The sequence below is a fragment of the Roseomonas sp. SRI_022 genome (genome assembly GCF_057586215.1).
In genome coordinates this window covers 165,237-181,825 of the sequence record NZ_JBYCZL010000002.1, presented here as the reverse complement: position 1 = coordinate 181,825, position 16,589 = coordinate 165,237, and the positions used below count along the sequence as shown (strand labels likewise).

The window sequence follows — 16,589 nt, the reverse complement described above, 5'->3', positions numbered from 1 at the left end:
CCGCGCCAAGCGGGCATAATTGCGAGTCATTCGCAAATCACCTAGACCCGGCGCATGTTCCGCCGCCGCCCGCCGCCCCGCCCTGCCCGTCTCACCATCTCCCCCGCCGCGATCCGCCAGGCGAGCGCGGCAACGCTGGCCGCCGCCTTTGCCGCCCCGCCCGAACAGGCCGCCCCCTGGGTCGAGGCCGCGGCGAAATACGGCATGCCGCGCGCCATGGTGTTCTGGGGGCAGATCCTGCTCGACGGGTCGGGCGGCGTGGCGCAGGACCGCCCGGCGGCGGTCGCCTGGTTCCGCATCGCGGCGACGGCGGGCGAGGCCGAGGGGATGAACATGCTCGGCCGCTGCCATGAACTCGGCTGGGGCGTGGCGGCGGATCAGGCGGAAGCAGCGTCCTGGTTCCGGCGCGCGGCCGAGGCCGGGCTCGACTGGGGGCAGTACAATCTCGGCAACATGCATTTCCGCGGGCGCGGCGTGCCGGAGGACCGCGCCGAGGCGCTGCGCTGGTATCGCGCCGCCGCCGCGCAGGGCCATGCCAAGTCGATCAACATGGTCGCCCGCTTCCTCGAGGAAGGCTGGGAGGCGGCCGCCGATCCCCGCGAGGCGGCGCGACTCTACGCCCTGTCGGCCGAACGCGGCGACTTCCGCGGCCAGTTCAACCTCGCCGCGCTGCTGACGGCGGAAGGACGGATCGAGGATGCCGCGCGCTGGTTCCGTGCCGCCGCACACGGCGCGCATGAGGCATTCCGCCGCGGCATGGTCGAACGCCTCTCGGCGCGCCCGGAAATCGAATTGCAGACAGTCGCAGGCGAGATCAGGGAGGGCTGTGCCCTCCCCGAACCCCACCCACCAAAGGCCTAAGGGCCTTTGGAAACCGTCACCTGGCGCCGGGCGTCGAGGGTCAGCCCATAGGGGTGCAGAGTTCGACCAGGGCGCCGTTGAGGTCACGGACATAGCCGACGGTCTGGCCCCAGGGCTTTTCCTTCGGTGGCATCACCGGGACGGCGCCGGCAGCGACGGCCCGCGCGAAGGCGGCGCGAACATCATCGGTGACCAGGGCGATCTCCATGCCCGGCGGCGTGTCGCCGGGGCGGGTGCGACGGAAACTCGCCCCCTGCTCGTCAATCATCGCCTCCGAGGCGAAGGCCAGGGCCGTGGCGCCGGTCTCCATCCCGGAATAGGTGCCACTGTCATGGACGAAGCGCGGCGCCAGGCCAAAGGCCGCCGTATAGAAGGCGACCGTGGCCGCGACGTCTGGCACGTAGTGGATGACGTAGCCGAGTTTCATGGCGCGGGCCTTCGCGGCACGACAATGCGCACGGTGAAGACCTGAACCTCCTCACCCTTCTGGTTCAGCGTGCGATTGCGCATCAGCGCCGAACCCCGGTCAGGGCGGGACCGGGAGGGGGCGACTTCCAGCACCTCGATCTCCAGCGACAGGCTGTCGCCGGGGCGCACCGGGCGCGGCCACTGCAGATCCCCGCCGCCACCGATGATGCCGCCGGCGATATTGCCCGCCGCCTTGATCACCATGGGCATGGTCAGCGCGGCGGTGTGCCAGCCGCTCGCGGCGAGGCCCTGGAACAGTGGATGCTTCGCCGCTGCTGCCGGATCCGTGTGGAAGGGCTGCGGGTCGTAGCGACTGGCGAAGGCAATGATCTCCGCCTCGCTGACCGTCACCGGGCCGGCGGTGAATCGCCGGCCCACGGTCAGGTCCTCGAGGTAGATCGCCTCGCTCACGTGCCGATGCCGCCGATCGCGAGGTACTTCACCTCAAGGTATTCCTCGATGCCCATATGGCTGCCCTCGCGGCCAAGGCCGGACTGCTTGAGGCCGCCGAAGGGCACCTCGGCGGTCGAGATGATGCCCTCGTTGATGCCGATGATGCCGTATTCCAGCGCCTCGGCGACGCGGAAGATGCGGCCGACATCGCGGGCATAGAAGTAGGAGGCGAGGCCGAACTCGGTGTCGTTCGCCAGCTTGATCGCCTCCTCCTCCGTCTTGAAGCGGAACAGGGGCGCCACCGGGCCGAAGGTTTCTTCCCCGAAGATCTTGGCCGCGCGAGGCACGTTGGCGAGCACCGTCGGCTCGAAGAAGTTGCCGCCGCGGGAATGGCGATGGCCGCCGGTCACGATGGTCGCGCCGAGGGCGAGCGCATCGGCGATGTGTTCCTCGACCTTCGCGACTGCATCGGCATTGATCAGCGGGCCCTGGGTCACGCCGGGTTCCATGCCGGGGCCGACCTTCAGCCCTTCCACCGCTTCCTTCAGCTTCTTCGCGAAGGCGTCATAGACGCCGTCCTGCACCAGGATGCGGTTGGCGCAGACGCAGGTCTGCCCGGTGTTGCGGTACTTCGACGCCATCGCGCCCTGCACCGCCTGGTCGAGGTCGGCATCGTCGAACACGATGAAGGGCGCATTGCCGCCGAGTTCCATCGAGGTCTTCTTGATCGTCGCGGCGCATTGCGCGAGCAGCACTCGCCCGACTTCCGTCGATCCCGTGAAGGACAGCTTGCGGATGATCGGGTTGGCGGTGAGTTCCTTGCCGGTTTCCCCGGACGGCCCGGTGATGACGTTGCACACGCCGGCCGGCATGCCCGCGCGTTCCGCCAGCACGGCGATCGCCAGCGCGGAATAAGGCGTCTGCGAGGCCGGGCGGATCACGCCCGTGCAGCCCGCGGCCCAGCCCGGGCCGGCCTTGCGGGTGATCATCGCGGAGGGGAAGTTCCAGGGCGTGATCGCCGCGAAGACGCCGATCGGCTCCTTCGTCACGATGATGCGGCGGCCCTTGGCGTTCTGCGGAATGGTCTCCCCATAGACGCGGCGGCCTTCGTCGGCGAACCACTCGATGAAGGATGCCGAATAGACGACTTCGCCCTTGGCTTCCGCGAGCGGCTTGCCCTGCTCCGCCGTCATGATGGCGGCGAGGTCGTCGGCGTTCTCGTGCATCAGCTTCGCGAGCTTGTGCAGGATGACGGCGCGGTCCTTCGCCAGCATCGCGCGCCAGGCCGGCCAGGCGGCGTTCGCGGCCTCGATGGCGCGACGGGTTTCGGCCTGGCCCATGGCAGGGACGTTGCCGATGACTTCGCCACTGGCGGGATTGCGGACCGCAAGCGTCTTGCCGCTATCCGCCTGCACCCATTGGCCGGCGATGTAGTTGGCCTGACGGAAGAGATCCGGGTCCTTCAGCGGAACCTTGGCGATGGCGTCGAGCATGGCGGCTTCTCCTCCGGGTGTTGCCGGAAGATAGGCCCGCGGGACGCCGCTGTCAGGATGCCCGCGGCTCCCCAAGCATCGCCAGTACCCGCGTGGCCGTGGTCCCGATATGGTCGTGCAGGGCCAGCAGCGCCGCGGCGTCCCGCGCCAGCACCGCATCGGCCAGACGCTGGTGCGCGCCTGCCATGCGGCCCCAATCCTCGGTCGCGCTCTTCATGAGCCGGCGATACCGCGTGGTCTGCATGTAGAGCTCGTCGCAGAAGGCCCGCAGCGAGACCAGCGGACAGGCCGCGATCAGCGCCCGGTGGAAGCGGTGATGCTTGGCCTCGTAGATGTCGAGCCAGGCCTCGCCGGCCGTCCGCCGCTCGACCTCCCGCTTCAGCAGGGACAGGGAGGTGACGATCTCGTCCTCCCAGGCTGCCCCGCCTTCCTCCATCGCCTGGCGCAGCGCCTCCGGCTCCACGAACTGGCGGGACCGGGTGATGTCGAGCAGATGGACCCGCGTGACCGGCGGCACCGAGAAGCCCTTCTGCCCCTCGAACACCACGAAGCCCTCGGCGGCGAGGCGGGACAGCGCCTCGCGCAGCGGCGTCGCGCCAAAGCCGAAGCGGGCGGTCAGGTCGCGCAGGCGCAGCCGCGCCTCGGGCGCCAGAACACCGGCGACGATGTCGTCCCGCAATCTCTGCGTCGCGGCCTCGACGGCGGTGGCAGGAACGATATCCATATCGAAAATATATTTCATCTTGTCATATCGATCAACAACGTCATGATCCCGCCCATTCGGGAGAAAACGGAGCGCCCATGGCCCAGCGAGATGCCACCCACGACCCTGCGCGCCGCAGCTGGGTCGACAGCGCCAATGCGCCGGGGGCGGATTTCCCCATCCAGAACCTGCCTCTCGGCGTGTTCAGCGCCGGGCTTGCCGGGCCGCGCTGCGGCGTGGCGATCGGGGACCAGATCCTGGACCTGAGGGCTGCGGTCGATGCCGACCTGGTCATGAATCCGGTCGTGAAGGAGACCTCGCTGGCCGGGCTGATGGCGCAGGGTCGCGCGGCGTCGGCCGCGCTGCGGGCGGAGGTCTCGGCGCTGCTGTCCGAAGGTGCCGTGCCGCGGCCGGATGTGCTGGTGCCGATGTCCAGGGCGCGGATGCACCTGCCGACCAGCGTGCGCAACTTCTCCGACTTCATGGCGAGCTACGACCATTGCGCGCGGCTCGGCGTGCGGCGCGATCCGAAGAACCCCCTACCCCCGGCTTTCCGGCAATTGCCGGTGGCGTACCATTCGCGCGCTTCGTCGGTGCGCGTGTCGGGGGAGGCGGTGACCCGCCCGCATGGCCAGTGGCAGCGCCAGGACGGGTCCATGCAGTTCGGTCCGACCGAGGCGATGGACTACGAACTCGAAATGGCCGTCTGGATCGCCGGCGACAATGCGATCGGCGAGCCCGTGCCGATGTCCCGCGCGCCCGATCGCATCTTTGGCTACGGGCTGTTGAACGACTGGTCCGTGCGCGACGTGCAGCGGTGGGAGATGCCGCCGCTCGGGCCGTTCCTCGGCAAGTCGGTCTCCACCTCAGTGTCTGCCTGGATCGTCACCGCCGAGGCGCTGGCACCCTTCGAGATCCCCGCACCGGTGCAGGACCCGCCTGCCCTGCCCTATCTCGACAGCGCGTGGAACCGGTCGAACGGCGCGCTGTCGGTGCGCATGACGGCGGCGATCCTCACCTCGCGCATGCGTGCGGAAGGTGCGGCGCCCTTCATCCTGACCGACACGCAATTCGCCGGCATGTACTGGACCGCCGCGAGCATGGTCGCGCATCACGCGACCAATGGCTGCAACCTGCTGGCGGGCGACCTGCTCGGCAGCGGCACCGTCTCCGGCCCCGAGGAGACGGCGCGCGCCTGCCTCGCCGAGATCGGCCTGACCGGCCCGATCACCCTGCCCAATGGCGAGACTCGAAAGTGGATCCAGGATGGCGACGAGATCGTCTTCCGCGCCCGCGCCGAGGCGCCCGGTGCCGTGCCGATCGGCTTCGGCGAATGCCGCGGCGTGCTGAACCCGGCCATCGCCTGGCCCGCCTGAATCAAGAACGAAGGAAACGCCCCATGGCCCGTCGTATCATCGACATCTCGGTCGCGCTGAAGTCCGGCATCGCCTCCGACCCACCGCGATCCCTGCCGGAGATCGAGTATCTCGACCACAAGATGACCGCGCCGGGCATGGCGCAGGAATTCGGCATCCGCGAGGACGAGTTACCGGAAGGCAACTACGCCGCCGTGGAACGCGTGAAGATCAGCACGCACAACGGCACGCATTTGGACGCGCCTTACCACTTCTTCCCGCGCATGAACGAGCGCACGGTGCCTGGCGGCGAACCGTCCTGGCGGATCGACGAGATCCCGCTCGACTGGTGCTTCCAGCCCGCGGTCAAGCTCGACTTCCGGCATTTCGACCACGGCTATGTCGCGACGCCGGGCGACGTGCAGGCGGAACTCAAGCGCATCGGCCATACGCTGAAGCCGCTGGAGATCGTGGTGGTGAACACCTCGGCCGGCGCGCGCTATGGGGAGGACGACTACATCCACTCCGGCTGCGGCATGGGCAAGACGGCGACGCTGTGGCTGCTGGAACAGGGGGTGCGCGTGACGGGCACCGATGGCTGGTCCTGGGATGCGCCCTTCTCGCTGACGAAGAAGAAGGTGCAGGCGACCGGCGATGCCGGGCTGATCTGGGAAGGCCACCGCGCCGGGCGCGAGATCGGCTACTGCCACATCGAGAAGCTGTCGAAGCTGGAAACCCTGCCCTCGAACGGCTTCATGGTCGCCTGCTTCCCGGTGAAGGTACATCGCGGTTCGGCCGGCTGGACCCGCGCCGTCGCGATCATCGAGGAGTGATCGCCATGCGCCGCACACTTCTCGCCCTCGCTTTGCTCGCGCCCGTCGCGGCCGCCGCCCAGACCTTCCCCGACCGTCCCATCACCATCGTGCTCCCCTATGCGCCGGGCAGCGCGTCGGATGCCTATGGCCGCGCGCTCGGCGAGCACATCACGCGGCTGATGGGCCAGCCGGTGGTGCTGACCAACCGCGATGGCGGGTCGGGCGTTGTGGGGATGCGCTTCGTCGCGCAATCCGCACCCGATGGGCATACGCTCGGCCTGACGCCCGTCACACCGGTGGTGGTGCAGCCGCATATGGTGCGCAACCTCGGCATCGGGCCGGACAGCTTCGCGCCGGTCTGCGGCACGAATGAGAACGTGATCGGCGCCGTCGTCGCCGCCAACAGCCCGATCCGCGACCTGCCCGGCCTGGTGGCGGAAGGCCGGCGCCGGACGCTCACCTTCGGCAGCCCCGGGCCGAATTCCCTGCCGCAGCTCGCCATGGTGCGGGTGACGCGCGCGACCGGAGTGGAGTTCACCCACATCCCGTTCCGCGGCGATCCGCCGCATCTGAATGAACTGCTGGCCGGGCGGCTGGATTTCTCGGCCGCCGTCGTCGCCTCGGCGAGCGGGCTGATCGATGGCGACCGGCTGCGGCTGATCGCGGTGTTCTCCGCGCGCCGCCATCCGGACTACCCCAACGTGCCGACCGCGCGCGAACAGGGGATCGATGCGCAGCAACTAAGCCAGGTCGGCATCTATGCCCCGCGCGGCACGCCGGAGCCGATCATGGCCAAGCTGGAAGAAGCCTGCCGCACCGGCACGGAGGACGAGGCCTTCCGCCGTGTCGCCGCGACGCGCCGCGTGCCGGTGAACTTCATGTCGCGCGCCGACTTCACCGCCATGGTGCACAGCGAATACGAAGCCTATGGCCGTATCCTGCGCGAATTGGGCGTGCAGCCCGAATAGCGATCGATTAGCCGCCCTGCCAGACGATATGGCCGCGCAGGGCGGCCGGATCGGCGCGCGTCCAGCCCTTGCCCGTGGCGTAGGTCACCATGTCGGCGAACTGCCCGCGCCAATCCGCCCAGTCCGATCGCTGCGACGCCTCGATCAGCCAATCGATGGATACCCAGGCGTGGTCGCTGCCGTCGAAATCGACGATGCCGCGCAGCGCCACGGCAAGCGCGGGCAGCGCCTCCGGCGTCGCGGCGACGATGACGCTGAAGCGGCGGAGCTCCGTCGCCTCCGCCAGGCGGGCCGGCTGGCCGGGCGCGAGGTGGACCTCCATCCCCTCATTCCACCGTCACGCTCTTCGCCAGGTTGCGCGGCTGGTCCACATCCGTTCCCTTCAGCACCGCGACGTGATAGGCGAGCAGCTGCACAGGAATGGCGTGCAGGATCGGTGCGGAGAAGGCCCCGACGCGCGGCAGCACCACCACACGCTCGGCGAAGGCGCGCAGCCGGGACGCGCCGAGGTCGTCGGTGAACGCCATGATGCGCCCGCCGCGCGCCGCCGCTTCCTGCAGGTTCGACGCGGTCTTCTCGAACATCGGCCCGGAGGGGCAGAGCGAGATCACCGGCACGGCTGAATCGATCAGCGCGATCGGCCCATGCTTCATTTCGCCGGCCGCATAGCCCTCGGCGTGGATGTAGCTGATCTCCTTGAGCTTCAGCGCGCCTTCCATGGCGATGGGAAACAGGCTGCCGCGGCCGAGGAACAGCACGTCGCGTGCCTTGGCGACCTCCGCCGCCATGGCGCGGATCTCCTCATCCTGTTCCAGCACCTGCGCGGCGTGGCCCGGCACTTCCAGCAGGGCAGCGGTCAGCGCCGCTTCATCCTTGGCGGAGATGGTGCCACGCGCGCGACCGAAGCCGATCGCCAAGCATGCCAGCACGGCGAGCTGCGCGGTGAAGGCCTTGGTCGAGGCGACGCCGATCTCGGGGCCGGCGACGGTCAGCACGGCGCCATCGGCTTCGCGCGCCATGCTGCTTTCCGGCACGTTGACGACCGCGACGACCTTCTGGCGGTTCCGCTGCAGCAGATGCATCGCCGCCATCGTGTCCGCCGTCTCGCCGGACTGGCTGACCAGCAGCGCCGCGCCACCTTCCGGCAGCGGCGGCTCGCGGTAGCGGAACTCGCTCGCCACATCGGCATCGACGGGAATGCGCGCCAGTTGCTCGATCCAATAGCGCCCGACCTGGCCGGCCAGGAAGGCCGAACCGCAGGCGGTGATGGTCATGCGCGGCACGGTGGCGGGGTCGAAGGGCAGCGGCGGCAGGGTCACGCTGCGCGTCATCGGGTCGAGGTACTGGGTCAGCGTGTCGCCGAGCACGACCGGATGCTCGTGCAGTTCCTTCTCCATGAAGTGGCGATAGTTACCCTTGCCGGTCGCGGCACCCGAGACCGCGGTCAGGCGGATCTCGCGTTGCACCGACACGTCGTTCAGGTCGAAGAAGCGCGCGCCGGCATCGTCCACCACCGCCCAGTCGCCTTCGTCGAGATAGGCAATGCGCCGCGTCAGCGGCGCGAGCGCCAACGCGTCGGAGCCGACGAACATCTCGCCATCGCCATAGCCGACGGCGAGCGGCGCGCCCTGCCGCGCGCAGATCAGCTTGCGCGGATGACCGGCGAAGACCATGGCGAGCGCATAGGCGCCATGGGCGCGCTTCAACGCGGTGCTCGCGGCCTGCTCGGGCGTCAGCCCCTCGGCGAGGTTCTGGTCCACCAGGCGGGCGAAGGTCTCGGTGTCGGTCTCCGTCTCGAAGACCTGGCCCTTGGCTTCCAGCTCGGCGCGCAAATCGGCATGGTTCTCGATGATGCCGTTGTGTACGACGGATACGCGCGGCGTGCCGTGCGGGTGAGCGTTGCGTTCGGTCGGCGCACCATGCGTGGCCCATCGCGTGTGACCGATGCCCGTGGTGCCCGGCAGCGGTGAGGCATCGAGCACGGCGGCGAGATTGCCGAGCTTGCCTTCCGCCCGGCGGCGGTCGATGTGGCCGTTGACCAGCGTGGCGATGCCGGCGCTGTCATAGCCGCGATATTCCAGGCGGCGCAGCGCCTCCAGGATGCGCGGCGCTGCTGCTTCGCGCCCGACGACGCCGACGATTCCGCACATGGTCCCGCTACCCCTTCTTGCCCTTGAAGCCGCGCCCCGGCTTCATCGCCTGCTGCCCGCGCGCGATCGCCAGCGCATCGTCCGGCACGTCCATGGTGATGACGCTGCCCGCGCCGACCAGCGCCCGCGCACCGACATGCACGGGCGCGACGAGGGCGGTGTTGCTGCCGATGAAGGCGCCATCCCCGATCGCGGTGCGGTGCTTGCGCACGCCATCATAGTTGCAGGTGATGGTGCCGGCGCCGATATTCGCCCCCGCGCCGATGCTGGCATCGCCAAGATAGGCGAGATGGTTCGCCTTCGCCCCCTCCCCCAGCGTCGTCGCCTTCAGCTCGACGAAATTGCCGACATGCGCGCGCGGTTCGACCACCGTGCCCGGGCGCAGCCGCGCATAGGGGCCGATGATCGCATCGCGCCGCACCACGCAGCCTTCCAGATGGCTGAAGGCACGGATCGTCGCACCCTCCTCGACCGTCACGCCGGGGCCGAAGACGACATGCGGTTCCACCAGCACATCGGCGGCGAGGCGCGTGTCATGCGACAGGAACACCGTCTCGGGCGCCGTCATGGTCACGCCGGCGTCCATCGCGGCGAGGCGCAGCGCGGATTGCAGCGACGCCTCGGCGTCGGCGAGTTCGGCGCGGCTGTTGATGCCCCGCAACTCGGCCTCCGGCGCTTCCACCGCACGCACGCGAAGGCCCTCGGCGCGCGCCAGCGCAACCACGTCGGTCAGATAGTATTCGCCCTTGCTGTTGTCGTTGCGCACCGCCGACAGCCAGCGGGACAGGTTGGCCGAACCAGCGCAGACCACGCCCGCATTGCACAGCCCGACGGCGCGTTCGGCCTCATCCGCATCGGCCCATTCGACAACGCGTTCGACGATACCATCCGCCCCGGTGATGACCCGGCCGTAGCGACCCGGATCGGCGGGGCGCATCGCCAACAGCACGAGGTCCGCATCGGCCCGCGCGGCGAGCAGCCGTTCGAGCGTCGCCTCGGTGACCAGCGGGTTGTCGCCATACAGGACCGCGACATCGCCCGGATGCCCGCCGAGCAGCGACATCGCCTGCAGCGCCGCATGCCCGGTGCCGAGCCGTTCCCGCTGCACCACCACGTCGTGCGGCGCGACGGCGGCTTCGAGGTCCGGCATGTCCGGCCCGACCACCACGGCGATCCGCCCGAAGCGCGCCTCGCAGGCGGCGAGGAGATGCCGGATCATCGGTCGCCCCCCCAGCGGATGCAGGACCTTCGCCCGGGTGGAGCGCATGCGGGTACCGAGACCCGCGGCGAGGATGATGGCGGCAGCAGACATGCCTTCCGGTAACAAGTCGTGCCGCGCCGCGTCCAGCGTGGAGGCGGTCAAGTTGCTTTGCGGCATGTGTCGGCTGGCCCCGTCCCGGTCATGGTGCGACCCATGATCGCACCGGCGTGCCGCATCACGAAGCGATCCCGGCCCTTGCGGGGCGCGCCCGGGCGGCATACCCGTCCTACATGATCAGGACCGTCGTCTTCGACCTTGATGGCACGCTGGTGGACAGCGCCGCCGACATCCATGCCTCGCTGGACCGGCTGATGGCCGCCCAGGGCCTGCCGGGCTTCACGCGCGCCGAGGTGATCGGGATGATCGGCGACGGGGTGCGCGCCCTGGTGACCAAGGCGCTGACCGCCCGCGGCCGCCCCTTTGACGAGGCGGCGCTGGATGCCTTCGTCGCCGACTACACCGCCGAGGCGACCGCCCGGACCCGGCCCTTCGATGGCATCCCGGCCGCGCTGGACAGCCTGGCCGCAGAGGGCTGGCGCATGGCGGTCTGCACCAACAAGCCCGAGGCGGCGGCGCGCAAGCTGCTTGAGGAACTGGGCCTGGCGGGCCGCTTCGCCGCCCTCGGCGGGGGCGATTCCTTCCCGGTCCGCAAGCCGGACCCTGGGCATCTGCTCGCGACGCTCGCCGCGGCCGGCGGGGCGAAGGACCGCGCGGTGATGATCGGCGACCACCGCAACGACGTGCAGGCCGCAGCCGGCGCCGGCGTGCCCTGCATCTTCGCGGGCTGGGGCTATGGCCCCCTCGCGATGGCCGATGGCGCGCCGGTGGCCGCCACGCCGCATGACTTGCACGGGATGATCAACACGCTACTGGCCTGACGGGCCGATCCGCACGAGGTCGAGCCGCATCGAGCCGAAGATGGTGGAGGGGAAATCCACCCTTACCGGCATGGGCGGCAACCCGGCGCCGAGCACGGCGATCCAGGCCTCGGCTTCGCGCGGGCGGCCCGCCTCGGCCGGGTCGTCGCTGCGCCGGAAGCCCGCGACCAGGCGGCTTTCGAGCCGGCAGCGCAGCGCCTGGCCCGAGACGCCCGCCACCGGCGCGGTGCCGATGCCCAGCGTCCGCGAGGACCATTCCAGCCGCCGCCGCCCGTCGAACACCGCCCCCGCCAGGTCGCAGCGCCCGGTTGCCGCCGAGGCCAGCGACAGCCGCACCAGCGCCGAGAGGCTGTCGATCGTGCCCGCCATCTGGTCCGGCGGCACGGGGATGCGGTCCGGCCCGTCGGGCGGTTCCAGCACGGCAAGGCGCGGCGATCCGCCGAGGTAGTCCAGCACCGTCCGGCGCGCCCCGCTGCGCCAGTTGCCCTCGGACATGTAGCGCAGCGGCCGCACCTCCCGCCCCACCAGGCCGCCCTGCACCTCGGCGCGTTGCTCGCTCGGCAGGAACAGCCGGGCGAGCCCGCGGGCGCGGGAGATGCTCTCCAGCCGGTAGGAGGTCTCGGTCAGTTGCAGCGCAAGCTGCACATCCACCACCGTCACGCCGGACTGGGAGATGGTGTAGTTCGCCTCGACCGGCATGGCGCGCGCAGCCGGGACGCCGCCGGCAAGGGCGACAGCAGCCAGCAGCGCGGCGGCGTGGCGTGGCGTCATGCCCACAAGAATGGCGCATGCCGCGGCCGGAACAAGGGGGCGGGCGCTTGACACCCCCACCCACCCCCTTCTATGTCCGCGCTCCCTGCTGGATGGGCGCGTAGCTCAGCGGGAGAGCATTCGCTTCACACGCGAAGGGTCACAGGTTCAATCCCTGTCGCGCCCACCATCCGCTTCCCAGACAATTCGCCTCATTGGCCATGATTTGCCAGGCCGTGCAGTGTCGGGCCACGAACCATGTGCTCGCCGATTTGCGCTCGGACATGGGCGCGCAGCAGCGACGCGTTTCCGACCATCGCGCCCCGGGAGTTCCAGGCGAGGAGCGTGCTACGCTGAGCCGACAGCATCAGGAGGCTGAGCATGGTGCGGGCAGTTCTGACCGTCATGCTCCTCGCGTCGTTCGGGGCGCGGGCGCAGCCGGCGGGGGGTAGCCTCATGCCTTGTCCGGCGACCGGCGAAGGCTTCGGTGGCGGCTGTGCCTGCTGGCGCGTGGAACCGGCGCCCGTATGGGGGACGGGCAGCTACACCGCGGCGAGCGGGATCTGCAGCGCGGCGGTACATGCGGGCGTGATCCGGGAGACAGGGGGCACGGTGCGCGTGGTGCCCGAGCCCGGGCAATCCGCCTATGCGGGCAGTGTGCGCAATGGCGTCACGTCGGGCACACACGGTTCGGCAGCGTCGGGTTTTCGCGTCGAGCGGCTGACCGGGGGGTGGGGCTCTGCGCCACGTCAATGACGTCGGGGCGCTAACAGCGATTGCCCAGCCTATTCGGTTCATTGTGAACCCCTTCCGGCAAACGCGGGTGAACGATGTCCCGCGGGCTTGTCGAGGGGGGCCGCACACCACCCCCGGCACACCCCCTGTCGGTGCAGATCCGCCAACGGCCACGGGCGGTGCCAATCTGCGGCCGCAGAGAGCGCGGGCACGACTTGGAATACCTCGAAAGGATGTCGCTCGGGCTTGACCTCGGCATCCTGCTGCGTACCGCCGCCGTGGCTCTGAGCCAGCGCGGCGCCGTGTAGCGCGCGCGGCGCAGCACGGCTCAGTACGATTTCGGCAGCCCCAGCACCCGTTCCGCGAGGTGGCTCAGGATCAGCTCGCGGCTGACCGGGGCGATGCGCGGGATCAGGCTTTCGCGCAGGTATCGCTCGACATGGTATTCCTGGGCATAGCCCATGCCGCCATGCGTCATCACCGCCGTCTCGGCGGCCGTGAATCCGGCCTCGGCGGCCAGGTACTTCGCGGCATTGGCCTCGGCGCCGCATTCCTTGCCGGCGTCGTAGAGTGCGGCGGCCTTCATCGTCATCAGCCAGGCCGCTTCCAGATTCGCCCAGCAGCGCGCCAGCGGATGCTGGATCGCCTGGTTCTTTCCGATCGGGCGATTGAAGACGATGCGTTCCTTCGCGTAGGTCGCGGCCCGGCGCAGCGCGGCATGGCCGATACCCACCGCCTCGGCGGCGATCAGCATGCGCTCGGGGTTCATCCCGTGCAGGATCTGCCTGAAGCCCGCGCCCTCGGCACCAATGCGGTCCTCCTCCGGGATCTCCAGCCCGTCGAAGAACAGCATGTTCGAATCGACGGCGTGGCGGCCCATCTTCTCGATCAGCCGCACCTCGACCTTCGACCGGTCGAGCGCGGTGTAGAACAGCGTCAGCCCATCCGTCTTGCGCTTCACCTGGTCGAGCGGCGTGGTGCGCGCCAGCAGCAGGATGCGGTCCGCCACCTGCGCCGTGGAGATCCAGATCTTCTGCCCGGTCACGACGTACCGGTCGCCGCGCTTTTCCGCGCGCGTCTTCAGTTCCGTCGTGTTCAGGCCGGCATTGGGTTCGGTGACGCCGAAGCAGGCCTTCTCGCGGCCCGCGATCAAGGGGGGAAGGAAGCGCTGCTTCTGCGCCTCGGTGCCGAAGACCACGACCGGGTTCAGGCCGAAGATGTTCATGTGGATGGCCGAGGCGCCGGTCATGCAGGCGCCGGATTCGGCGACCGCGCGCATCATGACGGTCGCCTCCATCATGCCGAGGCCGCCGCCGCCATACGCCTCCGGCATGGCGATGCCGAGCCATCCGCCTTCGGCCATGGCCGCGTGGAAATCGTGGGGAAAAACGCCATCCCGATCGCGCGCGAGCCAATAGGCGTCGTCGAAGCGCTCGCAGAGGCGCAGCACCTGGGCGCGTAGTTCTTCCTGGTCGTCCGTCAGCGAAAACTGCACCGCGCTTCCCCCATATGCGTCTTGCCGGCGGGAAACTGCGGGACGGTTCCAAGGGGGTCAATGCGCGAACGCCGCCACGGACCCCGCAGCGGCGTTCGTTCCGGAAAGGCGGGCCAGGGCATCACCCCCGGCCCGGCCAGGTTCAGCGCGGCGTCGCGGGGGCGGCCGGGGCGGCGGGCGCAGCCGGGGCCGCCGGGGCGGCGCCTGGGCGACCCGGACCACCCGCGCCGCGGTGACGGATCTCGTCGCGCGACAGGGCGCCGTCGCCGTTCTGGTCGGCCGCGCGGAAGGCTGCCTCGAACATCGGGCGCAGCTCATCCATCGTGACCTTGCCGTCGAGGTTCGCGTCGATGAAGCGGAACATCGCGGCACCGCGTTCCTGCATCCGCTCGCGCATCGCCTCGGGCGGGGCGCGGCGGCCAGCGGGGCGCTGCGCCTCCATGTAGGCGCGGAACTCCTCGATGGTGACGCCGCCATCCTTGTTGGCGTCGATCTCGGTGAAGCGGGCCTGCAGCCAGGTCGTGCCTTCTTCCCGCGTCACGCGGCCGTCATTGTTCGCGTCGGCACGGGCGAAGGCCTCGCCCATCGCGAAACCGCCATCACCACGACGGCCGTGATGCGGGCCATGGCCAGCCGGGCCACCGTGCCAGCCCGGCCCGCCAGCCGGCGGCGGGCCGCCCGGGGCCGGCTGCGCCACCGCGAGGCCCACGCTGCCCGCCAGAAGCACCGCACCCAGCGCCGCGATCGTCGTCTTCCTCATGGTCTCAGTCCTTTCTTCTGCGGCCTTACGCCGCTGAGAGGAAACTGGCCCCTCCGTGTAACGCTCGCATTGCGGCAGGCGCTTGACAGGGTGAGGAAGCGTAACCCGAACGTGTTCAGGGTGTGCCCGGCTCGCCCAGGTCCCACCACATTCCGGCGAATGCGAGGATGCCTTCGCGTGCCGGGGCGATCAGGAAATGCTCGTCCGGCCCGTGCTGCTTGCAGCCATTGTAGGAATGCGGGACCCAGACCAGCGGGACGTGCAGGTGATCGACGAAGACATCGCCCGGCAATCCGCCCGAGGAATTCGGGATGATCTGCACCTTCTTCCCGAGTGACTTCGCCATCGATGCCTGCGCCCAGCGCACCCAGGGGTGGTCGGGATCGGTGCGGGATGCCGGCATGCGCAGCCCGGCGTTCTCCACCGCGATGTCCTGGAAGCCGTGCGCGTCGAGATGGTCACGCACCGCCTTGCCAAAGGTCGCGGGATCGCTGTCCACGGTGTAGCGGACCTGCATATGCGCGCGCGCCTCCGGGGCGACGGCATTCACCGGGTTCTCCGGCCGGCCAGAGACCATCGCCAGCACGATCAGGCTGTTCCAGCCATAGATCTTCTCGGCGGAGGTCAGTCCAGGTTCGCCCCACCCCTCGTCGATCGTGGCCGCGCCATCGCCGCCGCCGACCGGGCAGCCATCGAGCACCGCGCGCACCGAATTCGACACGGAAGGCGGCAGGATGCCGCGCACCAGTACGCGGCCGTTGCGGTCCATCATGGTGGCGAGCGCATGCGACAGCAGGATCGCCGGGTCGCGCGTCAGCCCGCCCCAATGGCCGGAATGCACGCCGCCCGGACGCAGCTTCAGCGCCAGGTCGAAGTGGAAGGTGCCGCGCGTGCCGGTCGCGATCGTCGGGATGCCGGGTTCGACGCGCGGGCCGTCCGAGGCGATCAGCACGTCGGCCTTCAGTTCCTCGGCATTGGCGGCGATGAAGTCGCGCAGGCCGGTGGAGCCGCGCTCCTCGGCCATCTCCAGCACGACCTTCACGTTGAAGCCGAGCTTGCCGCCGCGCTCCGCGATCACCGCTTCAAGGGCGGCGATGTTCAGTGCGTGCTGGCCCTTGTTGTCGGCGGTGCCGCGGCCGTACCAGCGGTCGCCTTCCTCGATGAGCTTCCAGGGTTCGAGGCCCTTGCGCCACTGGTCTTCCAGCCCGCGCACCGTATCGCCGTGGCCATACAACAGCACCGTCGGGCGCTTCGCGTCCTCGATGCGCACAGCGGTCAGGATCGGACCAAAGCCCGCGCGCGGATTGAGCCGCACCTGCACGGTGAAGCCGAGCCGTTCCAGCCACGGCCGGATGGCGCCGTTCAGGTAGCGGTCGAGATCGGCCTCGCGCCCTTCCTCCTGCGCGGTGGAGGGGATGGCGACGAGGTCCGACAGCAGCGACTTGAAGCCGCCATCGTCGAAGAAGGATGTGGCGCGGGACAGGGCGCCTTCGCGGGTTGCCAT

Annotated in this window: 17 protein-coding genes and 1 tRNA gene; 7 read left to right on the top strand and 11 right to left on the bottom strand. The window is 69.8% G+C overall.

The genetic code is table 11. The features are described from left to right. Positions 1 to 54 precede the first annotated feature (54 nt). On the top strand, positions 55 to 861 hold the full coding sequence (locus AC2YHJ_RS02635) for a tetratricopeptide repeat protein (RefSeq protein ID WP_487393782.1): 807 nt from the start codon (positions 55 to 57) through the stop codon (positions 859 to 861). 40 nt (positions 862 to 901) lie between these two features. Here the strand turns inward: AC2YHJ_RS02635 and AC2YHJ_RS02630 are convergent, their stop codons facing one another. From AC2YHJ_RS02630 to AC2YHJ_RS02615, 4 genes are read right to left on the bottom strand one after another with little or no spacing between them, the layout of a single operon-like run. After that, on the bottom strand, positions 902 to 1,288 hold the full coding sequence (locus AC2YHJ_RS02630) for a VOC family protein (protein ID WP_487393781.1): 387 nt from the start codon (positions 1,286 to 1,288) through the stop codon (positions 902 to 904). Beyond that, on the bottom strand, positions 1,285 to 1,740 hold the full coding sequence (locus tag AC2YHJ_RS02625; RefSeq protein ID WP_487393780.1) for a MaoC family dehydratase: 456 nt from the start codon (positions 1,738 to 1,740) through the stop codon (positions 1,285 to 1,287). The genes AC2YHJ_RS02630 and AC2YHJ_RS02625 overlap by 4 nt, the downstream gene beginning before the upstream one ends. Beyond that, on the bottom strand, positions 1,737 to 3,215 hold the full coding sequence (locus AC2YHJ_RS02620) for an NAD-dependent succinate-semialdehyde dehydrogenase (protein ID WP_487393778.1): 1,479 nt from the start codon (positions 3,213 to 3,215) through the stop codon (positions 1,737 to 1,739). Before AC2YHJ_RS02620 ends, AC2YHJ_RS02625 begins: the two co-directional genes overlap by 4 nt. 52 nt (positions 3,216 to 3,267) lie before the next feature. Then, a complete protein-coding gene (locus AC2YHJ_RS02615; protein WP_487393777.1) occupies positions 3,268 to 3,939 on the bottom strand; it encodes a GntR family transcriptional regulator in 672 nt (223 codons plus the stop codon). Between the two features lie 77 nt (positions 3,940 to 4,016). Here AC2YHJ_RS02615 and fahA point away from each other — a divergent pair, with 77 nt between their 5' ends. From fahA to AC2YHJ_RS02600, 3 genes are read left to right on the top strand one after another with little or no spacing between them, the layout of a single operon-like run. After that, a complete protein-coding gene (fahA, locus tag AC2YHJ_RS02610) occupies positions 4,017 to 5,294 on the top strand; it encodes a fumarylacetoacetase (protein WP_487393775.1) in 1,278 nt (425 codons plus the stop codon). Positions 5,295 to 5,317: 23 nt separating this feature from the next. Further along, the gene (locus AC2YHJ_RS02605; protein ID WP_487393774.1) at positions 5,318 to 6,106 is read left to right on the top strand and encodes a cyclase family protein; all 789 of its coding nucleotides are present in this window, start codon (positions 5,318 to 5,320) and stop codon (positions 6,104 to 6,106) included. 5 nt (positions 6,107 to 6,111) lie between these two features. Next, the gene (locus AC2YHJ_RS02600; protein WP_487393772.1) at positions 6,112 to 7,056 is read left to right on the top strand and encodes a tripartite tricarboxylate transporter substrate binding protein; all 945 of its coding nucleotides are present in this window, start codon (positions 6,112 to 6,114) and stop codon (positions 7,054 to 7,056) included. A gap of 7 nt (positions 7,057 to 7,063) precedes the next feature. On the opposite strand, the gene AC2YHJ_RS02595 is transcribed toward AC2YHJ_RS02600, so the two are convergent. Genes AC2YHJ_RS02595 through glmU form a run of 3 tightly spaced genes read right to left on the bottom strand, consistent with a single transcriptional unit; the run spans position 7,064 to position 10,518 of the window. Further along, the gene (locus AC2YHJ_RS02595) at positions 7,064 to 7,378 is read right to left on the bottom strand and encodes a hypothetical protein (protein ID WP_487393771.1); all 315 of its coding nucleotides are present in this window, start codon (positions 7,376 to 7,378) and stop codon (positions 7,064 to 7,066) included. 4 nt (positions 7,379 to 7,382) lie between these two features. Continuing rightward, positions 7,383 to 9,206: a glutamine--fructose-6-phosphate transaminase (isomerizing) gene (gene glmS / locus AC2YHJ_RS02590; RefSeq protein ID WP_487393770.1), complete on the bottom strand. Its 1,824-nt coding sequence runs from the start codon at positions 9,204 to 9,206 to the stop codon at positions 7,383 to 7,385. A gap of 7 nt (positions 9,207 to 9,213) precedes the next feature. Beyond that, positions 9,214 to 10,518, bottom strand: a complete 1,305-nt coding sequence (gene glmU / locus AC2YHJ_RS02585; RefSeq protein WP_487393769.1) for a bifunctional UDP-N-acetylglucosamine diphosphorylase/glucosamine-1-phosphate N-acetyltransferase GlmU — start codon at positions 10,516 to 10,518, stop codon at positions 9,214 to 9,216. A 179-nt stretch (positions 10,519 to 10,697) separates the two neighbouring features. Here glmU and gph point away from each other — a divergent pair, with 179 nt between their 5' ends. Beyond that, positions 10,698 to 11,345 carry a phosphoglycolate phosphatase gene (gene gph, locus AC2YHJ_RS02580; protein WP_487393768.1) on the top strand — a complete coding sequence of 216 codons (648 nt, stop codon included), beginning with the start codon at positions 10,698 to 10,700 and terminating at the stop codon, positions 11,343 to 11,345. Here the strand turns inward: gph and AC2YHJ_RS02575 are convergent. Next, positions 11,334 to 12,116, bottom strand: a complete 783-nt coding sequence (locus AC2YHJ_RS02575) for a DUF3108 domain-containing protein (protein WP_487393766.1) — start codon at positions 12,114 to 12,116, stop codon at positions 11,334 to 11,336. The genes gph and AC2YHJ_RS02575 overlap by 12 nt on opposite strands. A gap of 94 nt (positions 12,117 to 12,210) precedes the next feature. Here AC2YHJ_RS02575 and AC2YHJ_RS02570 point away from each other — a divergent pair. Both AC2YHJ_RS02570 and AC2YHJ_RS02565 read left to right on the top strand, forming a co-directional pair. Then, positions 12,211 to 12,285 (top strand) — tRNA-Val (locus AC2YHJ_RS02570). Between the two features lie 191 nt (positions 12,286 to 12,476). Further along, on the top strand, positions 12,477 to 12,851 hold the full coding sequence (locus tag AC2YHJ_RS02565; protein WP_487393764.1) for an LCCL domain-containing protein: 375 nt from the start codon (positions 12,477 to 12,479) through the stop codon (positions 12,849 to 12,851). Between the two features lie 307 nt (positions 12,852 to 13,158). Here the strand turns inward: AC2YHJ_RS02565 and AC2YHJ_RS02560 are convergent, their stop codons facing one another. The 3 genes from AC2YHJ_RS02560 to AC2YHJ_RS02550 form a co-directional block, all read right to left on the bottom strand. After that, positions 13,159 to 14,325, bottom strand: a complete 1,167-nt coding sequence (locus AC2YHJ_RS02560; RefSeq protein ID WP_487393763.1) for an acyl-CoA dehydrogenase family protein — start codon at positions 14,323 to 14,325, stop codon at positions 13,159 to 13,161. Between the two features lie 142 nt (positions 14,326 to 14,467). Beyond that, on the bottom strand, positions 14,468 to 15,085 hold the full coding sequence (locus AC2YHJ_RS02555) for an EF-hand domain-containing protein (RefSeq protein ID WP_487393762.1): 618 nt from the start codon (positions 15,083 to 15,085) through the stop codon (positions 14,468 to 14,470). A 115-nt stretch (positions 15,086 to 15,200) separates the two neighbouring features. Continuing rightward, positions 15,201 to 16,589 carry a M20 family metallopeptidase gene (locus AC2YHJ_RS02550; protein ID WP_487393761.1) on the bottom strand — a complete coding sequence of 463 codons (1,389 nt, stop codon included), beginning with the start codon at positions 16,587 to 16,589 and terminating at the stop codon, positions 15,201 to 15,203.

Coding starts and splice junctions, on each gene's coding strand:
- AC2YHJ_RS02635 (WP_487393782.1), top strand. CDS start 55: ATGTTCCGCCGCCGCCCGCCGCCCCGCCCTGCCCGTCTCACCATCTCC.
- AC2YHJ_RS02615 (WP_487393777.1), bottom strand. CDS start 3,939: ATGGATATCGTTCCTGCCACCGCCGTCGAGGCCGCGACGCAGAGATTG.
- AC2YHJ_RS02600 (WP_487393772.1), top strand. CDS start 6,112: ATGCGCCGCACACTTCTCGCCCTCGCTTTGCTCGCGCCCGTCGCGGCC.
- AC2YHJ_RS02595 (WP_487393771.1), bottom strand. CDS start 7,378: ATGGAGGTCCACCTCGCGCCCGGCCAGCCGGCCCGCCTGGCGGAGGCG.
- AC2YHJ_RS02620 (WP_487393778.1), bottom strand. CDS start 3,215: ATGCTCGACGCCATCGCCAAGGTTCCGCTGAAGGACCCGGATCTCTTC.
- glmS (WP_487393770.1), bottom strand. CDS start 9,206: ATGTGCGGAATCGTCGGCGTCGTCGGGCGCGAAGCAGCAGCGCCGCGC.
- gph (WP_487393768.1), top strand. CDS start 10,698: ATGATCAGGACCGTCGTCTTCGACCTTGATGGCACGCTGGTGGACAGC.
- AC2YHJ_RS02605 (WP_487393774.1), top strand. CDS start 5,318: ATGGCCCGTCGTATCATCGACATCTCGGTCGCGCTGAAGTCCGGCATC.
- AC2YHJ_RS02575 (WP_487393766.1), bottom strand. CDS start 12,116: ATGACGCCACGCCACGCCGCCGCGCTGCTGGCTGCTGTCGCCCTTGCC.
- AC2YHJ_RS02630 (WP_487393781.1), bottom strand. CDS start 1,288: ATGAAACTCGGCTACGTCATCCACTACGTGCCAGACGTCGCGGCCACG.
- AC2YHJ_RS02555 (WP_487393762.1), bottom strand. CDS start 15,085: ATGAGGAAGACGACGATCGCGGCGCTGGGTGCGGTGCTTCTGGCGGGC.
- AC2YHJ_RS02565 (WP_487393764.1), top strand. CDS start 12,477: ATGGTGCGGGCAGTTCTGACCGTCATGCTCCTCGCGTCGTTCGGGGCG.
- glmU (WP_487393769.1), bottom strand. CDS start 10,518: ATGTCTGCTGCCGCCATCATCCTCGCCGCGGGTCTCGGTACCCGCATG.
- fahA (WP_487393775.1), top strand. CDS start 4,017: ATGGCCCAGCGAGATGCCACCCACGACCCTGCGCGCCGCAGCTGGGTC.
- AC2YHJ_RS02550 (WP_487393761.1), bottom strand. CDS start 16,589: ATGGCAACCCGCGAAGGCGCCCTGTCCCGCGCCACATCCTTCTTCGAC.